The sequence below is a fragment of the Alteromonas genovensis genome, assembly GCF_010500895.1.
Classification (GTDB): Bacteria; Pseudomonadota; Gammaproteobacteria; order Enterobacterales; family Alteromonadaceae; genus Alteromonas; species Alteromonas genovensis.
This window is the reverse complement of the sequence record NZ_JAAAWO010000004.1, coordinates 198,705-216,464: the sequence shown is the minus strand read 5'-3', so window position 1 is coordinate 216,464 and position 17,760 is coordinate 198,705. Positions and strand designations below refer to the sequence as shown.

13 protein-coding genes are annotated in these 17,760 nt (G+C 43.4%); 5 read left to right on the top strand and 8 right to left on the bottom strand.

Translation table 11 applies throughout. The features are described 5' to 3' along the window. Nucleotides 1-99: 99 nt before the first annotated feature. The 4 genes from GTQ48_RS07555 to GTQ48_RS07540 all read left to right on the top strand — a co-directional run bounded on the left by GTQ48_RS07555 (nt 100) and on the right by GTQ48_RS07540 (nt 4,256). Nucleotides 100-2,934, top strand: a complete 2,835-nt coding sequence (locus GTQ48_RS07555; protein ID WP_163106006.1) for a DUF2339 domain-containing protein — start codon at nt 100-102, stop codon at nt 2,932-2,934. 158 nt (nt 2,935-3,092) lie between these two features. Beyond that, nucleotides 3,093-3,542, top strand: a complete 450-nt coding sequence (locus GTQ48_RS07550) for a hypothetical protein (protein ID WP_163106004.1) — start codon at nt 3,093-3,095, stop codon at nt 3,540-3,542. A gap of 4 nt (nt 3,543-3,546) precedes the next feature. Beyond that, nucleotides 3,547-3,936, top strand: coding sequence for an immunoglobulin domain-containing protein (locus tag GTQ48_RS07545; protein ID WP_163106002.1), 390 nt, complete (start codon nt 3,547-3,549; stop codon nt 3,934-3,936). Between the two features lie 8 nt (nt 3,937-3,944). Further along, a complete protein-coding gene (locus GTQ48_RS07540; protein WP_163106000.1) occupies nt 3,945-4,256 on the top strand; it encodes a helix-turn-helix transcriptional regulator in 312 nt (103 codons plus the stop codon). 413 nt (nt 4,257-4,669) lie between these two features. Here GTQ48_RS07540 and GTQ48_RS07535 read toward each other — a convergent pair whose 3' ends face one another. Together GTQ48_RS07535 and GTQ48_RS07530 are read right to left on the bottom strand one after the other, a co-directional pair. Further along, nucleotides 4,670-5,917, bottom strand: a complete 1,248-nt coding sequence (locus tag GTQ48_RS07535) for a response regulator (RefSeq protein ID WP_163105998.1) — start codon at nt 5,915-5,917, stop codon at nt 4,670-4,672. Then, nucleotides 5,901-8,582 (bottom strand): ATP-binding protein, encoded by a 2,682-nt coding sequence (locus GTQ48_RS07530; protein ID WP_163105996.1) that lies wholly within the window; start codon nt 8,580-8,582, stop codon nt 5,901-5,903. The genes GTQ48_RS07535 and GTQ48_RS07530 overlap by 17 nt, the downstream gene beginning before the upstream one ends. Before the next feature lie 263 nt (nt 8,583-8,845). On the opposite strand from GTQ48_RS07530, the gene GTQ48_RS07525 reads away from it, so the two are divergent. Then, nucleotides 8,846-10,078 (top strand): EAL and HDOD domain-containing protein, encoded by a 1,233-nt coding sequence (locus tag GTQ48_RS07525; RefSeq protein WP_163105994.1) that lies wholly within the window; start codon nt 8,846-8,848, stop codon nt 10,076-10,078. A gap of 352 nt (nt 10,079-10,430) precedes the next feature. Here the strand turns inward: GTQ48_RS07525 and GTQ48_RS07520 are convergent, their stop codons facing one another. The 6 genes from GTQ48_RS07520 to dusB all read right to left on the bottom strand — a co-directional run bounded on the left by GTQ48_RS07520 (nt 10,431) and on the right by dusB (nt 17,397). Continuing rightward, on the bottom strand, nt 10,431-11,390 hold the full coding sequence (locus GTQ48_RS07520; RefSeq protein WP_163105993.1) for an ion transporter: 960 nt from the start codon (nt 11,388-11,390) through the stop codon (nt 10,431-10,433). 357 nt (nt 11,391-11,747) lie between these two features. Further along, nucleotides 11,748-13,037: a phosphoribosylamine--glycine ligase gene (gene purD, locus GTQ48_RS07515; RefSeq protein ID WP_163105992.1), complete on the bottom strand. Its 1,290-nt coding sequence runs from the start codon at nt 13,035-13,037 to the stop codon at nt 11,748-11,750. Nucleotides 13,038-13,066: 29 nt separating this feature from the next. Continuing rightward, complete coding sequence (locus tag GTQ48_RS07510; RefSeq protein WP_163105991.1) at nt 13,067-13,879, bottom strand: class I SAM-dependent methyltransferase; 813 nt, start codon at nt 13,877-13,879, stop codon at nt 13,067-13,069. Between the two features lie 514 nt (nt 13,880-14,393). Next, nucleotides 14,394-15,992: a bifunctional phosphoribosylaminoimidazolecarboxamide formyltransferase/IMP cyclohydrolase gene (purH, locus tag GTQ48_RS07505; RefSeq protein ID WP_163105990.1), complete on the bottom strand. Its 1,599-nt coding sequence runs from the start codon at nt 15,990-15,992 to the stop codon at nt 14,394-14,396. A gap of 82 nt (nt 15,993-16,074) precedes the next feature. Next, a complete protein-coding gene (gene fis / locus GTQ48_RS07500) occupies nt 16,075-16,368 on the bottom strand; it encodes a DNA-binding transcriptional regulator Fis (RefSeq protein ID WP_012520109.1) in 294 nt (97 codons plus the stop codon). Nucleotides 16,369-16,398: 30 nt separating this feature from the next. Next, nucleotides 16,399-17,397, bottom strand: a complete 999-nt coding sequence (gene dusB, locus GTQ48_RS07495; protein WP_032097760.1) for a tRNA dihydrouridine synthase DusB — start codon at nt 17,395-17,397, stop codon at nt 16,399-16,401. Nucleotides 17,398-17,760: the final 363 nt, after the last annotated feature.

Below are 17,760 nucleotides of genomic sequence, written 5' to 3'. Positions count from 1 at the left end.
AATCAAGGGTACTGCAGGATAGCAAGTTGACATTTTAACGCGCTTAACGCAACTTAGCACACTGTCGATTTACGACACATTACTACAGGGACCTTGGTTATGTTGTTTTTATTCGGTGTTCTTTTCGCCATCGTTATTTGCGCTGGAGCTATTTTATCATTTGCCCAGCAAAGCCAAATAACGGCATTAGTGAAAGAAGTTCGATTGCTTAAAAAGCATATGTCACAACGAGGCTCCTTATCTGAAAAAAATGACACAGATACCCCAAACTCTGTAGGCGAGGGCTCTGTAGATGTAAGCTCTTTAGGTGCAGGCTCCTCAGGTGAAAGCTCGTTAGACTTAAGCTCCGCAAATTCAGGTTCAGAAGATCCAAGCTACGTAGATTTAAGCCTTCTCGATTCAAATGAGACTGACTCATCAGATATTCCAAGCACTTCTTCCAGCGCATTCAGTGCTGCATCGGAACCTGTAGAGAGTGTATTTCACCAATCAGAAGCGAAAGAAAACGCAAGTACACCTTCGTTTTTTAAACGCTTCTTTTCCAGCGACTCCAGTTTAATGACATCCATAAAAAGCAACGCATTACTGTGGCTAGGTGCGGCAGTTCTTGCTGTTGGCGGTGTCTTTTTAGCGGTTTATTCTATTGAAGCAGGGCTGGTATCTGCCAAGGTCCGCATTGTATTCGGAGCTGCTTTTGGTCTTTGTCTTGTTGGGTTGGCCGAGTATCTTGCACGCCATCGAGAAAAATTCAGCATTTACTCACCTACCATTTGCGCGGCATTGGCTAGTGGCGGGGTAATAACCTGTTATGCCATCATTCTAGTGGCCTACGACTTTTATCAGTTTTTTCCGCCACTATTTGCATTTTTGTTGTTGGCTGCGGTGGCATTTGGCGCTATATCCTTGGCGCTTCGCTACGGTCCGCTACTGGCATTGATTGGCATTGCAGGCGCTTATGCCATTCCAGCGTTAATTCAGTCAGACTCTAACAGCATTACCACCTTGCTTGTTTTTGTGTCTTTGGTGTCACTTTCTGGGGTGTGGGTGTCTCAAAAGGTCGGGCAACTATGGCCCTGGCGGCTAAGTATCATTGGGCACTTTGTGTGGGCGTTTGTCGCTTTGAATCATTCCGGTCCTCTCGATATTTGGGTGTGGCTTGGCTTTACTACTTTTTCAGTATATTTGTTTTCTTTTACCCATACGCTGGGCTGGTCACTGCAAGAGCAGTGCAGCGATATTAAGTCAGTTAAGGCGATGCTTACTCCCTCTCGTGAATTATTTGGCATACTGCTGCCTTTTACGTTACTACACGTCTATTTGATGGCCCACGGCAGTGATATGCATGTTTGGGTTAGCAGTGCAGTATTAGGCGCCTTATTGTTATTGCCGTCTTACCGACACAGCACCTTCGACAGTTGGCCATGTCTACTGGTTGTTGCCTCAATCATTCATATACTGCTGTTAAAAGATATCATGCCTTTCGCTTACGCCAACTCTGGTAACGCAGGTGGTCTTTCTCCAAATGCGCTTAATTTGCAAGACTTGGCAACGCTATTTTCAGGGTATTATCTATACGTGCAGATTGCCGTGGTTGCCTTTACATCCTACGTGGCGTTTATGGCTCATAGAACAGGTCGTCCGGCATTTTGGTTTTATATCGTCGTGTTTCCAATTGCTTTATATGGTGTGAGCTATGTAGTAAGTACTGCATCGGCGCAGGAGGCTTTGTATCGTGTTTGGGCATTCGAATTAGCGCTATTAGCAATAGTCAGTACAACAGTGGCCTTAAAGTCTCGTGGTTTAGGTCAGCTCACTTATGCCGTGCTGGCTAATGCGTGCCTCACTTTATGTCTTACCATGCTGTTAGAGGCGGCCGTTTTATCGTTCGCCTTGGCCTTGCAGGTAGCAAGTATCAGCGTATTAAGTGCTCGCTATAAAGTGACACTACCTGATTGGTTATACAAAGTATTGCTAACTGCCGTATTATTGCGAATTACGGCCGCACCGTGGTTGGCAGATTATGCTAACGAAAGCATTTGGGGGATTCACTGGACCGCCATTATTTATCCTCTTATTTTTGCAGCGTTAATTATTGCCAAAAAATACAACCCATCCACAACGTTAAAAGTGTGGTTAGAAGGTGCACTCATTCACGTAGCAGCCCTTTTTATTACAACGGAACCAAGCTATTACCTCACCGGAAGTTATCCTGATTTACTGGCAGGTGATTATCAAGAGCGAGTGCTGGTGGCCCTAGGTTGGTGTGCACTCGCTTCGGCCTACTGTTATAGAGCGTTTATTGCTCAGTCTATGACAGTGTTGTATCGCGTTGCTGCATTGGTGCTGTTAATTGGGGTAGGTATTACTCATATGGATATTAGTGTTGCCAATAATCCCTTTATTCACTCCCAACCTACTGGTGAGAGAACCGTGTTTAACTGGTTGCTATTGCAATGGCTATTACCCGCATTACTCGCCACAAGCGTGCTGTCTAGTGCATTACAGCGTATGATTTTGGGCACCCCCGATGCGCTGAATACTATTTTAAGCAAAAAAGTCCGCATCAATTTAGGTGTAATTGCAGGTGGATTCGCCTTTTTATACATTAACAGCATCATTCGCGGTGCCTTTCACAATGCAAACCTATTATTGGAGAATGGCTTCACTCAGCCTGAGCTTTATACGTATTCTGTGTGCTGGTTAGTAATCGCTACTGCAACCATATTTATTGGCCAATTTAAGCAACACCAGCTTGCGGTAAAACTGGGTTTTGGTTTACTCGCGTTAGTTATTTTAAAAGCATTTGTTGTTGATATGGCAAACCTTGAAGGTTTATACCGAGCGCTGTCCTTCATTGGGCTGGGACTGAGCCTTGTAGGCATTGGTTGGCTGTTCCAAAAACTTCGTGGCGACGCTGAATTGCTTGACGCATGACTTTTTACTTTCTTTATATATTTTAATGGTTTACCTATACGACACAGGGGTGTCGTATGACAAAAACAGATGATTTACTGTCCTGTCGCATTAGTGCCGTTTCACTTACTCGCTATTTCCGATGAAATACGCTGGCATTGAAGCAAAGGAGAACAATCATGCAATCAAATGAAGTTATAAAACAATCGCAAGTATCTAGAAGAGAACATATGAGTCAAGTATCGCTAAACAATGGGTATTGGTTTTATTTCGACCACGAAGGTAATGATATCTCTATGTGGGGCTCGGTGTTTAGTGGTAAGGAAAAAGTGTCTTTCAATAACGAAGTGGTATCGTCGTTTAGAAATTTAAGCAGCACAAAAAGTGAACATGCATTTACTCAAAATGGCCATGAGTATCTCGTGAAAACACACATGACTCATGTTTTACGGGGTGAATTAAACGTCACGCTTTTTTGTGATGGTAAAGAAGTGGCCAGCGAGACGTTATCGCAATTGGAAAAAGGAAATTTACTTAAATCCTTTTTCAGTATGGATAAGCTTTTATTTGTAGGGTTAATTGTGGGCTTTCTTTGTGGTTATTTAGGCTTTATGAGCTTCTCCGGATAACATTATGACGCAAATAACAATGAGGCAGGGGCTCTGGTGTCACTTGCAACACGAAGGCCACGATATAGCGGTACACTGCAGTTTATGGTCGGGGAAAGAGGTTGTGTATGTGGACGATCACCCTGTATCAGAACATCGCAACCTGTTTCGATTTACAGGTCGACATGCGCTTAGACTAAATAACCAAGATTATACTCTCGAGGTGGAAGTGGAGAACCCCTTCACTTACCGTACAGAGGTGCGCCTTAAAAAAGGTGCACGCACTGTAAAGCGAGAGTCTACCTCTATGCTTTCTCGCAACAATTCGTTATTTAAAAACATCGCGGTCATTGCCGGTATTGCCGCTTTGGGGGCGGTGTTTGGTTATTTTGCAGTTATGCTATTTGCAGGGTGAAATAACAAATGGAAGTGAGAGGCGATATTGTAAAAGAGATGCGCATAGAGCGAGCGTGGACCCAAGCGCAGCTTGCAGAGTTATGTGACGTGAATTTACGCACCATTCAGCGAGTGGAAAACAAAGGGAATGCATCGCTGGAGACCATCATGGCCTTATGTGTAGCCTTTGATGTAAAGCGTCAAGTTTTATTTAAAGTGCCGGAAATAGCAGAAGTAGAGCCAGCACGACAAAACCCAGTAAAAGCGTACTTATTTATTTTTATCTGTGGTCTTGTGGTTGGTGGTGGAGCCAGTACAACAATTTTAGCGCTGCTCTAAAGTCGCTTGGTGTTAACAGAGAGATCTGAATAAGCGTCTACTTGATTTGTCAAAGGTTTCAAAAGAGTTTTATTAGACCCGACAATCTCCTTTGTACCCTTCATGACGGCACCTTCAAGCCATTAGACGATAACATTACCGAAAGCCGACTTCTGACACAGTCGTTTCTTAATGACCCACTTCAGTTTAATTTGCTCGCAGATTTATTTCGTCTTAGCAATAAAACAACACTGGCCGTGTATTTACGATCTTGATATAAGAACGTTTTTCGAATTCGCAGTAGCGAAGAATAAAATTAAGGCAGCAAATAAGTAACAGAGCCAGACCTACTGTAATGTAACGTGGCTGCCTTCAGGGTTCCCCTATACAGCCTCTTTTTATTAAAAAACGGTGGATAACTACCTAAGTGTTTTTTAAGCCTTAGGGATATATTTTTCAATTAACCTATCAAACGAGCTTTTTTGCAGGGGCTTAATAATGTAACCCTTAGCCCCTTTTTGCATCGCTTTGGTCACCGTAGATTTATGCTTATCTCCTGATAGCATGATAATAGGCGTATCGGCATTAAGGCTTTGCTGTGAGGCCGCTTGGCCTACAATGTATATGCCGTTAGTGTCTGGTAAATTCACATCCATCAGCACAAGGTCGTACTTTTTGGCGGTTAAAGAAGCGAAGGCTTGCCTGCCTGTAGTAACGGCATCACATTGCATCTTATATTTATCAATCAATCGCTTAGTTAATTGAAGACTAATAATGTCATCCTCAACCACAAGGATAGATGGCAAACTGTTCTTTTCTTTAAGTACTTTTTCAGGGTCGATATCTTGGTTGTATAGTCGATTAAAGACATAGCCTTTGTCTTTTTCTTCGGAATTTGTTTCAGTACTCGCACCTGTCGTTGCTTCTTCTGCGTTAGTACCTGACGTTAATTCTGCGGTTTTTAAATCGAGGGTTTTTTCTAATAAGCTAATTGCCCTTTCTTGTAGTTTAATTAGCTCTGGGCGAATTTGGTCTGACTTTATTTTAGATAGGGTCTCTTGTAACTTGGCAATATCAAGGTCTACGGACTGCTCCATTTCTACCCGTGTTACTGCTCGTTCTAATGCGTTCTCAATTTCTATAATAGAGCTTTCAAACTCTGACTGTAACTGACTTTTGTAGTCTAGGCCTTGTTTTAAAGCTTGCTTTAATTTGTTATCAAAATGGTCGATTTTGCTAAAATAGGTTTGTTGAGCCAGCATCTCTTTATCTTGAACATGAACCCCTAGTTCGCTTAATAAATGTTCGCAAATTAATATAATACGATGTAGTTCATAAACCGGCCGGGCAATCATGTAATCATCGATAATCCCCGCAGCATGGGCTTCATAAGCTTCTCTTTCAAACTGACGAGGTATTAAACTAACGAACTTGTGGTCGCATAGGTGGTATGATTTCAGTGCTTCGAGTGTGCGATAATAAATAAACAAGCTTTTCTCTAATGAGTCGCCTGTTAACAATAGCACTTTAGGTTTTGTATCTATCAATAACTTGCATAAATCCCTTAAAGAATCACACGTAACATAGTCTTCAAAATGCTTCTTAATAACCTCAAGAACGATTTCGTCACTTTGTGGCTCTGTAATGTAGAGTACAATTTGTGCTTCACTGGGTTGAGTCATGGTATTCCAAATACTTTCTTAAATGGGCTATTAGCGCTTCGATAGCGAGTTTCATTTCTTCCCAGTCCAACAAAATTAGTTGGTCTACTGGCTCTTGTCTTCCTGCGTGCTCCACGGCTTCGCATTTTTGACTTAGATGATACGCGCCAACAATTCTGGCGCTACTTTTCAATTTGTGAGCAAGCTTTGAGAGAGCCTGCCAGTCTTTTACATCGACCAAGTCACACATGTGAGGGAAATCTTTGTGCAGGTTCTTTTCAAATCCGCATAGATAGTCGTATTCCTCTTGTGGGCTAATATCGCCAACGATGTCGGTTAATGCTGAAATATCAAAAACACGGGTGGGATCAATCTTACTATTTACCTCGCTACTGTCATCAAAAAAGTCGTCTTCAAAGAAGTGAACCTCGGGCTCAGGTTCAACTGGAGTTGTTTCTATAGAGGAACTCGGCGTAGGCTGTTCGTTATTAAGACGGCTAATTAGTTCTACTAAGGTATGCAAGGTTAGCGGCTTCATTAAAATTCGGTCGACACCCACTTCGTTACAGTGTGCTTGGCACTGCTTGGAGTTATCTGCGGTAAGGATTAGCATGGTAGCCTTGGGTCGTTGTTCACTTTCTTCTAAACCTCGCAAAATACCTATCAGTTCTCCGCCAGTAATGACGGGCATTTGGTAATCGCTAATCACCACATTGAATGGTTGTTGTTCAAAGAAAATAATGGCTTCTTCCGCAGATATTGAAAAGCTCGCTTTAATGTTTAACGCATTAAATTGTTTCTTAAGCACATAAATATTATCTGGGTTGTCCTCTACAACCAATATACGTAATCGGTCAGAAATATTATTAGGCGACGTGTTGGCAAGGGGTGTCGACGAAGCCGCGGCCTGTGGTGCTGATAAGCTGAATAGTTCGGCTAACTTAAGCGGAACGAGATGAATTTGCTTAAACGTTGAGTGAGTGTGGGCATGCATATTAACGTTATCTACAAGCAACGCGATTTGGCTTGTTGGCATAGTAGACCTGCTATCGTGCAATGCCTGTTCAGTTTTAATCAGCCCAGCTTCACTGCTACTAGATGAATCTAATAAATAGAAATGGTTTGGTAATGCGTTGCCTGGTAACGAATCTATAAGGCGGGCGTTAAAATGGAAGCGCTCAGCGTAACGCTTCAAATCGTTAAAAAAGACTGCGCTGTTAGTCTCAAAAGTAAAACTGCCTAAATTGGCTGGGGCTAACTCAATCTCCGACGCAGAACAAGCTTCTAGTGGTAGTTGCACCACAAAGGTAGAGCCTTTGCCTAGCTCACTGTCCACATAGATACCGCCACCCATCAACTGTACTATTTTCTGACAGATACTTAACCCAAGCCCGGTGCCACCAAACGTTTTGTGAATATCATCATTAGCTTGGGTAAAGCGATCAAAAATCGTATGTATTTTAGTGCTCTCTATACCAATCCCATTATCAATAACGTTAAAGTGAATATAGTTGGTTAAATCATCTTGCAATACCTCAAGGCGAAGTGTCGCATTTAGCTTCTGATTAAACTTCAGGCCATTGCTTATAAGATTTGTGAGTACTTGGGTGAGGCGATGTTCATCTACACTAACAATTCGAGATATGACGGGGTCGACAAACAATGTAAGCTCCACATTTTGTTGCTTTGCTTGCCCATAGAAGGTGTCAATTAGTTCTTCACACAGTACTCTCAAATTAACGTTTGATGGTGAGAGCTGAACCATATTGGCATCAAACTTAGTGAAATCTAAAACATCATTGATGAGGCTTAACAACGATGCAGAACTTTTAGACACTCTTTTTAATAGCTCATTCCCTTTGAACTCTTCTTGATGCTCGCATAAATCTAGCAGACCTATAATGCCATTTAACGGGGTGCGTACCTCATGACTCATTGCTGCCATAAAATTGCTTTTTGCATTGCTAAGTGCGGTGGCTTCATTAAAAGAGATTTCGAGTTGCTCGTTTAGCCCCTTTATTTGTGACTCATTGATAATGAGGCCAACACGGCCACCTGTGAAAGTGAGATTGTCGCGATACTCATAGAATTGTCCGTCGGGCGCTGTGAACGACAAAGATATCTCTTGTTTACTATTAAATTTCCGTCGTAAAAAGCGATAGGTAACAGCCTGTAGATGGCTATCCCCTTGTGCGAAATAGTCACTAAAATCGTTAAGAATGGAATCTAATGGCACACCGTTTAAACTTTTATTCCCGCAAAAAGGGAATATGTTTTGGAAGTGTTCATTAACTAGGTCAATCTTTCCGTCACTACAAATTATTGCTGCATCGGGTATCTTATCGATGGCGGTAACCAAGTTATAGTATCGTTTTGCCAGCGCGGAAGGCTTAGAGCGAGCAATTTTAACTAGAGTCCTTCCATGTTCCATGGGCATGACCGTGCACAGTTTTTCTTCACCTTCTATCACGCAAAAAGCCAGTTCTTGTTCGCCGTTTAGCAAAGGTACTATGGCATCTATAATAATTGGCAAATTGGAAGACAGTGCCTCACTTTCATTTAACTTATTATTCGAAGCCAGAATGTCCAAGTCGTTATTGACCACAAGCACGGGGTGATAAAACAGATTTATGAGACTTTGGGTTTTTTTCAGGTCTCTATTAATTTCAATATCTTTTATAGTCATGAAAAATGTGTTCTATTATTGAAGAAGCGCCAAACAGTTTTGATAAATGCCTTCCTTAAATAGTTATTATATAAGGTTTTTCTAAATAGTTTTTTGTCGCTTTGTAGTAAAGCCAGTTAAAACCGCGACAATTTTAATGTAGATGACAATAGCGATAATTGCGAAGATCGGCGTGGCCTAGATAAAGGCAATTATTACTTCCCAATGCATTTTGCTTAGTGGCTGATTTTCAGCCGCTGCCTAATAATCTAATGGAGTAGCCTATGGTGAAGGATGTGTTAACTGCAAGGCAGCTTGTATTTAACGAAAACCACGAAATCTATGCTTGTGAGTTCTTATGCTTAGTTGAAGAGTCGGATGATGCCCTCTCAAGCGTAAAGGTGTGCCCATCAAAAAAGTTTATGACTACAAAGCGTTTAGCCAGTGTTTGTGAGAGTATCGCTGGAAGTGAGCGGCATCTAGGGGTACCTATTTTTATCAATATCGATCAAACCTTCTTGAGTGAAACTGATGATATTTATGCGGTAAAACTAAACATCATTTTGGAGATATCGGCTTCGGTAGAGCCTACGGAATCAAACCTGCAACGTATTCAGCAATTGCGACACAAAGGCTTTGATTTTGCGCTAAGCGAATACGCATTAGACCCATCTAAAGCTTCTTTTTTTAAATACCTTAAAATAATAAAAGTTGATGTGCTTAACGTGATCCACTCTCAGCTTAGTAAAAGCCTTCCAATTTTAAAGAAGTCGAAGTGCCTAATACTGGCAGAAAAAGTAGAAAGCCAAACGGTTTACGAAAATTGTAAAGCGTTAGGGTTCGACTTATTTCAAGGCAACTTCCTTGAAAACCCCACTATTTTGGGTGGTAAAGAAATAAGTGAAAAGCAAAACAGTAGTCTGCAGTTAGTGTCTGAATTCAGTAAAAGCGACATAGAGGTTGATAAGGTCGCAGAAATCATTTCATTAGATCCTGTGCTGACCACTAAAATTTTGCTGTTAATTAACTGCCCACTTTATCAACTGGTTCGAGACGTAAAGAGCGTGCGGGAAGCCGTCGTTATCTTAGGACTGGATGTTGTTAAGCAGTGGGCGATTTGTATGTCGCTAATGTCTGCTTCTACTAGCCCAACTGAATTATTCCGGTCATTGTTAGCGCGGGCAAAAACCCTCGAACTTATTGCGTTTAATAATCAGGATGAGGAGGTTTCGCTTCACCCCTTAGAATGTTTTCTAGTGGGGTTGCTATCAGGTGTAGATGCCATTTTCAAAGTAGATATGGAAACATTAGTCAGCAGTTTGAAGCTAGAAGCCCATTTAAAGCAAGCGTTACTAACACATGACAATGCGCTAGGTTCCTTGCTTACTAATGTGATTGGTATTGAGCGATTTGATAGCCAAACGTTCGAGCGCTTATCAAACCAAGATATTTGTCTTTATGGTCGTTGCCAACAAGACGGCACGTTATGGGCAGACACGGTAATGAAAAATCTATAATCAGCTTTTCAATAGCATAAAATGTTGTACTAGTTTAGAAGGCAACGTCATATATGTGGCCGAACATAATTATAATGTTCTCGACAATAATATCACGACGCCTAGTATAGTGGGTTTGAACGTTAATCTGCTGCTGGCGACGAATTTCTCCGCAGTGAGCCCTGAATCTCCGCTCCTTGTCTTGAGCAGCCTTTCAGGTGGTACCTAAATCAATAAATGAAAGTGTCAAATCAGATGTGAGCCAATTCGTCTAAAGATACGCCTAAAGCCATCTATAGCTGTCTAATCAATGGGCCAGTCAATTAACAGACCAATCAATTAATAGCCCAATCGTTTAATAGATCAACGCCTTTCATTCGTCTTTCGACTTACCGTTGTGATGGTGCTGCAGTAAGCGAATGATAAGGTGGGCTTCTTCTTCGTCTAAATCAAGTAAACCGCGGACCCGTTCAATATGATGAGCGTCATGCTCACTGAGCACACCATCATCTAGCGCGGTGCGAACGGTATCTTTAAATCGGTCTCGTTTAAGCTGCATTTTTCCTGTATAGCTTGAAGATAAAATGCCCGCCGGTAATGCATAAAAGCAAATTCCCATTATGGTAATAAAGCCGCCAAAGAGTTTACCGAGTGACGTGATGGGTACCGCATCTCCATAGCCCACAGTGGTTAGTGTCACTAAGGCCCACCACAGCGAGGCAGGAATGCTGCTAAACACCTCGGGCTGGGCAGTGTGTTCGATGTAGTAAATACAGGTAGCGGCAATCACCGTAAACAGCATTAGTACACTCAGTGCGGCGAAAAGAGAATGGGCCTCGCTGCGCACCACATCGACGAGGGTTTGGATAGAGCGAGAGTAGCGCCCTATTTTTAATATTCGTAGTACTCTGAAAATACGTAAAATACGCAAATCTAACACCAAGAACATACTCAGGAAAAACGGCAGTATCGCCATCAGGTCGATAATCGCCATTGGGCTTTTTATATAGTGCCAGCGCTTTTGCCAAGCCGACCAGCTTTTTGCAGAGCCAATGTGGTGAGTGGTTTTGTCACTCAAATTAGGGTTTGCAGCACTGCTATAAACGCGCAGTACGTACTCTGCGCTGAACAAAATAACCGAAACAATTTCAATAGTGTGCAGTTTTGCTAGCCAAGCCTGAGATATGTTGGGAAGTGTTTCGATCATCATCGCAGCAATATTGACAGTAATAATGACAACTAAAAAGAAATCGAAAAGGCGGCTAGCCTTTTTAAAATGAGTGGCATCAGAAGCGGGCGCAAGTATGTGATAGCAGGCTTGTTGCAATGTCATTATTAGTTAACTTAGTGAGTGCCACACAATCAATGTAGCAATTTAATACCAGTTCGCATAGATAATTACCCTCTCAGCGAGCCTTAAAATGTTCGTAATCGCGGCGTGTTACCGCAGATGAAGTGGTTCTACATCAAGGTGACACAATAAAGAGTACGGACATTTTAAACTCGGCCTTCGGGAAGGCCTAGCAAGTTCTGAGTGGGCAGTTATCTATGCGGACTGGTATATTGCAGCAAGAAACCAGATGATTAAAGCAGATAAAGAAAAAGCGAATTAGCTTTTACTAATTCGCTTTGTTGACTTACTTTCAAGGCACAACCCTATTTGGCGGCCTCATTGAATTCAAAGGCTTAGTTAAGCTTTCGCTTCTCTTGCTATGGCTCGGTGAGCAATATCGGTGCGGTAGTAAACGTCTTTAAATTGTATAGTATTGAGTAGCTCGTAGGCCTTTTGTTGTGCTTCAGTTACGCTATTTCCAAGCGCTGTGGCACACAGTACACGTCCGCCAGCGGTAACGACCTTGCCGTCACTAAGCGTAGTACCAGCATGGAACACCTTGCCTTCTAATTGCCCTGCTTCTTCAAAACCGGTTATTTCATCGCCCTTGTCATAGCTGCCAGGATAACCGCCAGCTGCCAGCACAACACCTACTGATGCTCGAGAGTCGAAGTCGATGGTTTGTCCGTCAAGTTCGCCCTTACAGGCTGCAATACACAGAGGAACAAGGTCAGACTGCAAACGAAGCATAATAGGCTGAGTTTCTGGATCGCCAAAGCGACAGTTGTACTCGATAACCTTAGGCGTACCGTCAGCCATGATCATAAGTCCAGCATAAAGGAAACCCACATAGTCGTTACCTTCCGCAGCCATGCCGTTTACCGTAGGCATGATCACTTCTTTCATAACGCGGTCGTGAATAGCTTGGGTAACTACCGGCGCTGGAGAGTATGCACCCATTCCGCCTGTATTTGGCCCTTTGTCGCCATCAGCCGCTCGCTTGTGGTCTTGGCTTGTAGCAAACGGCAAAACGTTTTTGCCATCTACCATGACAATAAACGACGCTTCTTCGCCATCTAAAAATTCTTCAATGACCACTCTGCTGCCAGCGTCGCCAAACGCATTGCCCGCTAACATATCGCGAATAGCGGCTTCTGCCTCTTCCAAGGTCATTGCAACAATCACGCCTTTACCTGCCGCTAGGCCGTCGGCCTTAACAACAATGGGTGCGCCTTTTTCGCGAACATAGTCGATGGCAGGCTCTATTTCAGTAAAGTTCTGATATTCGGCTGTGGGAATGTGATGGCGCGCTAAAAAGTCTTTAGTAAATGCCTTAGACCCTTCAAGTTGCGCGGCCGCCTTTGTAGGACCGAAAATCATCAGTCCTTCGTTAGTGAATGTATCGACAACACCTGCAACTAGCGGCGCTTCTGGACCAACAATGGTAAGTTCAACATCGTTACCTTTTGCAAAAGAAACGAGGCCTGCGATGTCATTAACATCGATAGGTACATTTTCTAGCTTAGGCTCTGTTGCTGTGCCTGCATTACCAGGCGCGACAAAAACTGTTGAAACTTCAGAAGACTGGGCTGCTTTAAAAGCGAGCGCATGTTCGCGACCACCGCCGCCAATTACAAGTACGTTCATTCACTATTCCGTTTTAACTTTAGGTTTTATTAATTAGGCTTTTTAAATTTAAGCGTCATGCGATTACTCTCACCGATGGCAAGGTATTTTACACGATCTTGATCTTCAAGTGCTAAGCGAGGAGGTAATGTCCACACACCTTTTGGATGATCGGCCGTATCCATTGGGTTTGCATTAACGTCGCTACTTGCTTCTAGTGTGAAGCCGGCTTTCTCAGCCGCGGCAACCACATAGCTACGCTTCATGTAACCACTGTTTTTCATGGCTTCATTATCGGCACTTTCTGGCAGTTGGTGTTCTACCACACCTAATACGCCACCAGGCTTAAGCGCTTTGAAAAAGGCACCAAAGGCATTATCAACACCTTCATCTTCGCTACGCATATACCAGTTATGTACATTGCGGAACGTTAGCACCATATCAGCGCTGCCTGCTTGGGCAATATCTAGGGCTTTGGTTGGGTGGAAAGCAGTGATCAGCGCGCCTTCATATTTCATGCCCGGCTTAGTTTGTTCTTTAAAGCCGTCTAGTGCTTTTTTGTAGTAGTCGTTCGTCGACTCATCGACATAGTAATGCGCTGCTACATACTGGCCGTCGCCCTTCACAACAGAGCTGATGATGTCGGCATACCAACCGCCGCCAGGCGATACTTCAACTACCGTCATGTCTGACGTTAGTCCAAAAAATCGAAGGGTTTGTTGAGGGTTGCGATATTCATCGCGCACTTTCGCTTTTGCCGTGCGGATATCACTCATTGCGGCATCCGATATAGCATCGGCTGTGGCGTAATTTGCAGAGAAGCCGAGGCTGGCTGCTAATACTATTTGAGCTAACTTTTTCATTATTATTTCCTTTTCTGTCGAGGGTATTTTTGTCAAAGCACTCTAGGTCAATACGCCCTAGGACATGGTGCTCTTTTTAACACTATTCTTTGTAACAACAGTATTTGTGTTAACACTATTACTACAAGGTACCACAAGTCAGATCAAGACTATCAGCTAAGTGTGACACGCATCCGACACCCAACAGAATAATTCGCAACTCTATCGCATTCACGCTCTACCATTGGTACATGCCGTTAATACGCGTTTCTGCTGTATATACGGGGTACAAACAATGTAATAAACCGAGTGATAAACAAGGTGTAAAACAAAGTAGTTAACCCATGTGCTTATTTACGGATAAATAGATTAGCGGGGAGCACGTTACAGTGTGACTCCACTACAACAAGCATGCTGCAGTGGAGCCCCGCTGGGGTCTATATCTATTCATGCGCAAAAAGCACACGCCTTTTAGTAGGCGCCAATCGTTCAATAAACGCGAAAGGTTTAATAAACGCCAACCTTTTCAAAAGGTTTAGTGGCGGAAGTGGCGCATACCCGTGAACACCATAGCAATACCGTGTTCGTCAGCGGCATCAATCACTTCTTGGTCGCGCATTGAGCCCCCAGGTTGAATTACCGCTTTAATACCGGCTTCTGCTGCTGCATCAATACCATCTCTAAATGGGAAGAATGCGTCAGAGGCCATAACCGAACCAGCTACTTCAAGGTTTTCATCTGAGGCTTTGATACCTGCAATTTTTGCAGAGTATACGCGACTCATTTGTCCTGCGCCCACACCAATAGTCATACCATCTTTGCAATACACAATGGCATTAGATTTCACGTATTTGGCTACTTTCCAGCAGAACATAAGGTCGCGAAGCTGCTCTTCAGATGGTTTGATTTTAGTCACAACCTCTAAGTCTTCTTTATCGACCATGCCGAAGTCGCGTTCTTGAACTAGCAGGCCGCCATTAACGCGTTTAAAGTCGTAACCTTCGGTTAACTGGCCAGCCCACTCGCCACATGCTAGAAGGCGTACATTCTTCTTCGCACTGACTACTTCTTTCGCTTCGTCGCTCACTGTTGGCGCAATAATCACTTCAACGAACTGACGATCTACAATAGCTTGCGCTGTTTTAGCATCGAGCTCGCGGTTAAAAGCGATAATGCCGCCAAATGCAGAGGTAGGGTCGGTTTTAAACGCACGGTCGTAGGCGCTTAAAATATCGTCACCAATGGCAACACCACAAGGATTGGCGTGTTTAACAATAACGCATGCTGGCTCGTCGAATTCTTTAACGCACTCTAGAGCTGAATCGGTATCGGCAATGTTGTTAAACGATAGCTCTTTACCCTGAAGCTGTTCAGCGGTGGCAACAGAGGCTTCTTGAATTGTATTTTCAACGTAAAAGGCGGCATTTTGATGACTGTTTTCACCATAGCGCAGGTCTTGTTTTTTGCTCATTTGAACGTTGTAAGTACGAGGGAACTCACTGTGCTGGTGGTCGCAGTCTTCTTCACATTCTGTGCTATCTAGACGTGCACCAAAGTAGTTGGCAATCATGCCATCGTACTCAGCAGTGTGTTCAAATGCTTTAATGGCTAGGTCAAAACGGGTTTTGTAATTCAACGAGCCGCTGTTGGCGTTCATTTCTGCTAGTACACTGTCGTAATCTGCTGCATTGACCACAATAGTCACGTCTTTGTGGTTTTTCGCTGCCGCACGCACCATTGTCGGGCCACCGATATCGATATTTTCGATAGCGTCTTCTAATGTGCAATCATCGTTGGCAACAGTAGCCGCAAACGGATATAAGTTTACGACGACCAAATCGATAGGCGCAATATTGTTTTCTTGCATAACCGCTTCATCAATACCACGACGGGCTAATATGCCGCCATGTACTTTAGGGTGAAGGGTTTTAACACGGCCAGCCATAATTTCAGGGTGACCTGTGTGATCAGACACTTCCGTTACGGGAAGGCCTGCATCAGCGATAAGTTTCGCAGTTCCGCCTGTTGATAAAAGCTCAACGCCCGCATTGTGCAGCGCTGTCGCGAAATCGACGATACCTGTTTTGTCAGAGACACTTAAAAGAGCACGTTTGATTGGTTTTGGTGTTTGCATAAATGTAGTAGCTTCAAAGTTGTAGTGTTGAAACAAAAAGAGCACCGATTGGTGCTCTTTGCTGGGCAGCGCCCTTAGAATTTTAGTTCATGCCGTATTGCTTTAACTTTTTGCGAAGTGTGCCGCGGTTGATGCCCATCATAATCGCTGCGCGGGTTTGGTTGCCGCGCGTGTAGGTCATAACTTCTTCTAGAAGTGGTGCTTCCACTTCAGCCAGTACCATCTCGTACAAGTTATCGATGTTTGCGTTGTCTAGTTGCTTTAGGTACTTGTTAACCGCTTGCTTAACAGAGTCGCGCAAAGGCTTTTGAGCCTGCGTTTGTGAAGGCGTAGTTACGGTAGTAGTAAAAGGTGAAGTCACGTTTTGATCGAACATAATACTGTGTTGCTCTTTAGTTAGTCATCACTATGCTGCGGGAGAAATCTGTCGGTTTTCTCTAGTCTGCAGCGCTTGAAAATATGCATTTAGTGCATCGAGTTGCTCAGTAGCATCATCGATAGCGTTAAACGTTTTACGAAACTGACGATCCGTATCATGCTCCGAGAGATACCAGCCCACGTGCTTTCGGGCTATTCTTACACCGGCTGTGTCACCGTAGAAACCCTGTACGTTCGTTACGTGTTCGTACAAAATCTCAAACTGTTGTGACAGTGGCGGTGGAGCCAAGGTTTCGCCCGTTTCAAGATAATGTTGAATTTGTTTAAAAATCCAAGGTTTACCTTGCGCGCCGCGACCTACCATAACGCCATCTGCACCAGTGTAATTCAGTACCTCTTGTGCCTTTTGCGGAGAAGTAATATCACCATTTGCAATAACAGGTATTGATATTGCCGCCTTTATTCGGCGTATGGTGTCGTACTCTGCTTCTCCTTTATACATACAAGCTTTTGTTCTACCGTGAACAGCAAGCGACTGTATGCCGTTTTGCTCTGCAATGCGGGCAATATCTACCCCATTGCGATTTTCTGGATTCCAACCGGTACGTATTTTCAGTGTTACGGGAACATCGACAGCGTTAACCACTGCTTTGATGATACTTTCCACTGTGTCTGGGTACTGAAGCAGTGCTGAACCTGCAAGCTTCTTATTCACCTTCTTAGCAGGACAACCCATATTGATGTCGATGATTTGCGCACCATTCTCAACATTAAATTGCGCTGCTTGCGCCATAAGCTCAGGATCGGCACCCGCTATCTGTACAGAGCGAATTCCTTCTTCGCCCTCATGGTTCATGCGCGCCTGCGACTTTGCGGTATTCCACACTTTCGGATTACTCGACAGCATCTCAGACACTACAAGACCTGCGCCTAAGCGCTTGCATAATTGACGAAACGGTCGGTCAGTTACGCCAGCCATGGGAGCTAACATCAAATTGTTATCTAACTTATATGGTCCAATTTGCAAAGGTTGTTGCAAAGGCTTTTGCACAGTTGGTTGCATAGGTTGTTGCATAAGTTAACGAGAAGCCCACCATTTATAATTGCACAGAAATTATACACCCGGCTAAAACGGGGCGCTAAGTGTACGTGTTTTCGCAATGCTTGAAAAGGCTAAAAATCACACAAAATTTCACTTATCGGTATTGACAGCGAAAAAAATCTGTCTCGTTAGTAATCTAACGCATAAATACTGGTGAAATTTTGTGCTTAAGACGTGAAAGCCACGAGTTAAAAGGGATGTAATGTGAAAAAATTTAACAACTACATCCTGCTTTTTATCGATTTACCGTATTGCGCAACACTGAGAGGCTGAAAATGTATGCGGGTT

What these genes read in the sequence shown, in the direction of transcription:
- GTQ48_RS07510 (WP_163105991.1), bottom strand. Translation starts at nt 13,879, where the DNA reads ATGAAAAAGTTAGCTCAAATAGTATTAGCAGCCAGCCTCGGCTTCTCT.
- GTQ48_RS07535 (WP_163105998.1), bottom strand. Translation starts at nt 5,917, where the DNA reads ATGACTCAACCCAGTGAAGCACAAATTGTACTCTACATTACAGAGCCA.
- fis (WP_012520109.1), bottom strand. Translation starts at nt 16,368, where the DNA reads ATGTTCGATCAAAACGTGACTTCACCTTTTACTACTACCGTAACTACG.
- purH (WP_163105990.1), bottom strand. Translation starts at nt 15,992, where the DNA reads ATGCAAACACCAAAACCAATCAAACGTGCTCTTTTAAGTGTCTCTGAC.
- GTQ48_RS07545 (WP_163106002.1), top strand. Translation starts at nt 3,547, where the DNA reads ATGACGCAAATAACAATGAGGCAGGGGCTCTGGTGTCACTTGCAACAC.
- GTQ48_RS07520 (WP_163105993.1), bottom strand. Translation starts at nt 11,390, where the DNA reads ATGACATTGCAACAAGCCTGCTATCACATACTTGCGCCCGCTTCTGAT.
- GTQ48_RS07540 (WP_163106000.1), top strand. Translation starts at nt 3,945, where the DNA reads ATGGAAGTGAGAGGCGATATTGTAAAAGAGATGCGCATAGAGCGAGCG.
- GTQ48_RS07550 (WP_163106004.1), top strand. Translation starts at nt 3,093, where the DNA reads ATGCAATCAAATGAAGTTATAAAACAATCGCAAGTATCTAGAAGAGAA.
- purD (WP_163105992.1), bottom strand. Translation starts at nt 13,037, where the DNA reads ATGAACGTACTTGTAATTGGCGGCGGTGGTCGCGAACATGCGCTCGCT.
- GTQ48_RS07530 (WP_163105996.1), bottom strand. Translation starts at nt 8,582, where the DNA reads ATGACTATAAAAGATATTGAAATTAATAGAGACCTGAAAAAAACCCAA.
- GTQ48_RS07555 (WP_163106006.1), top strand. Translation starts at nt 100, where the DNA reads ATGTTGTTTTTATTCGGTGTTCTTTTCGCCATCGTTATTTGCGCTGGA.
- GTQ48_RS07525 (WP_163105994.1), top strand. Translation starts at nt 8,846, where the DNA reads ATGGTGAAGGATGTGTTAACTGCAAGGCAGCTTGTATTTAACGAAAAC.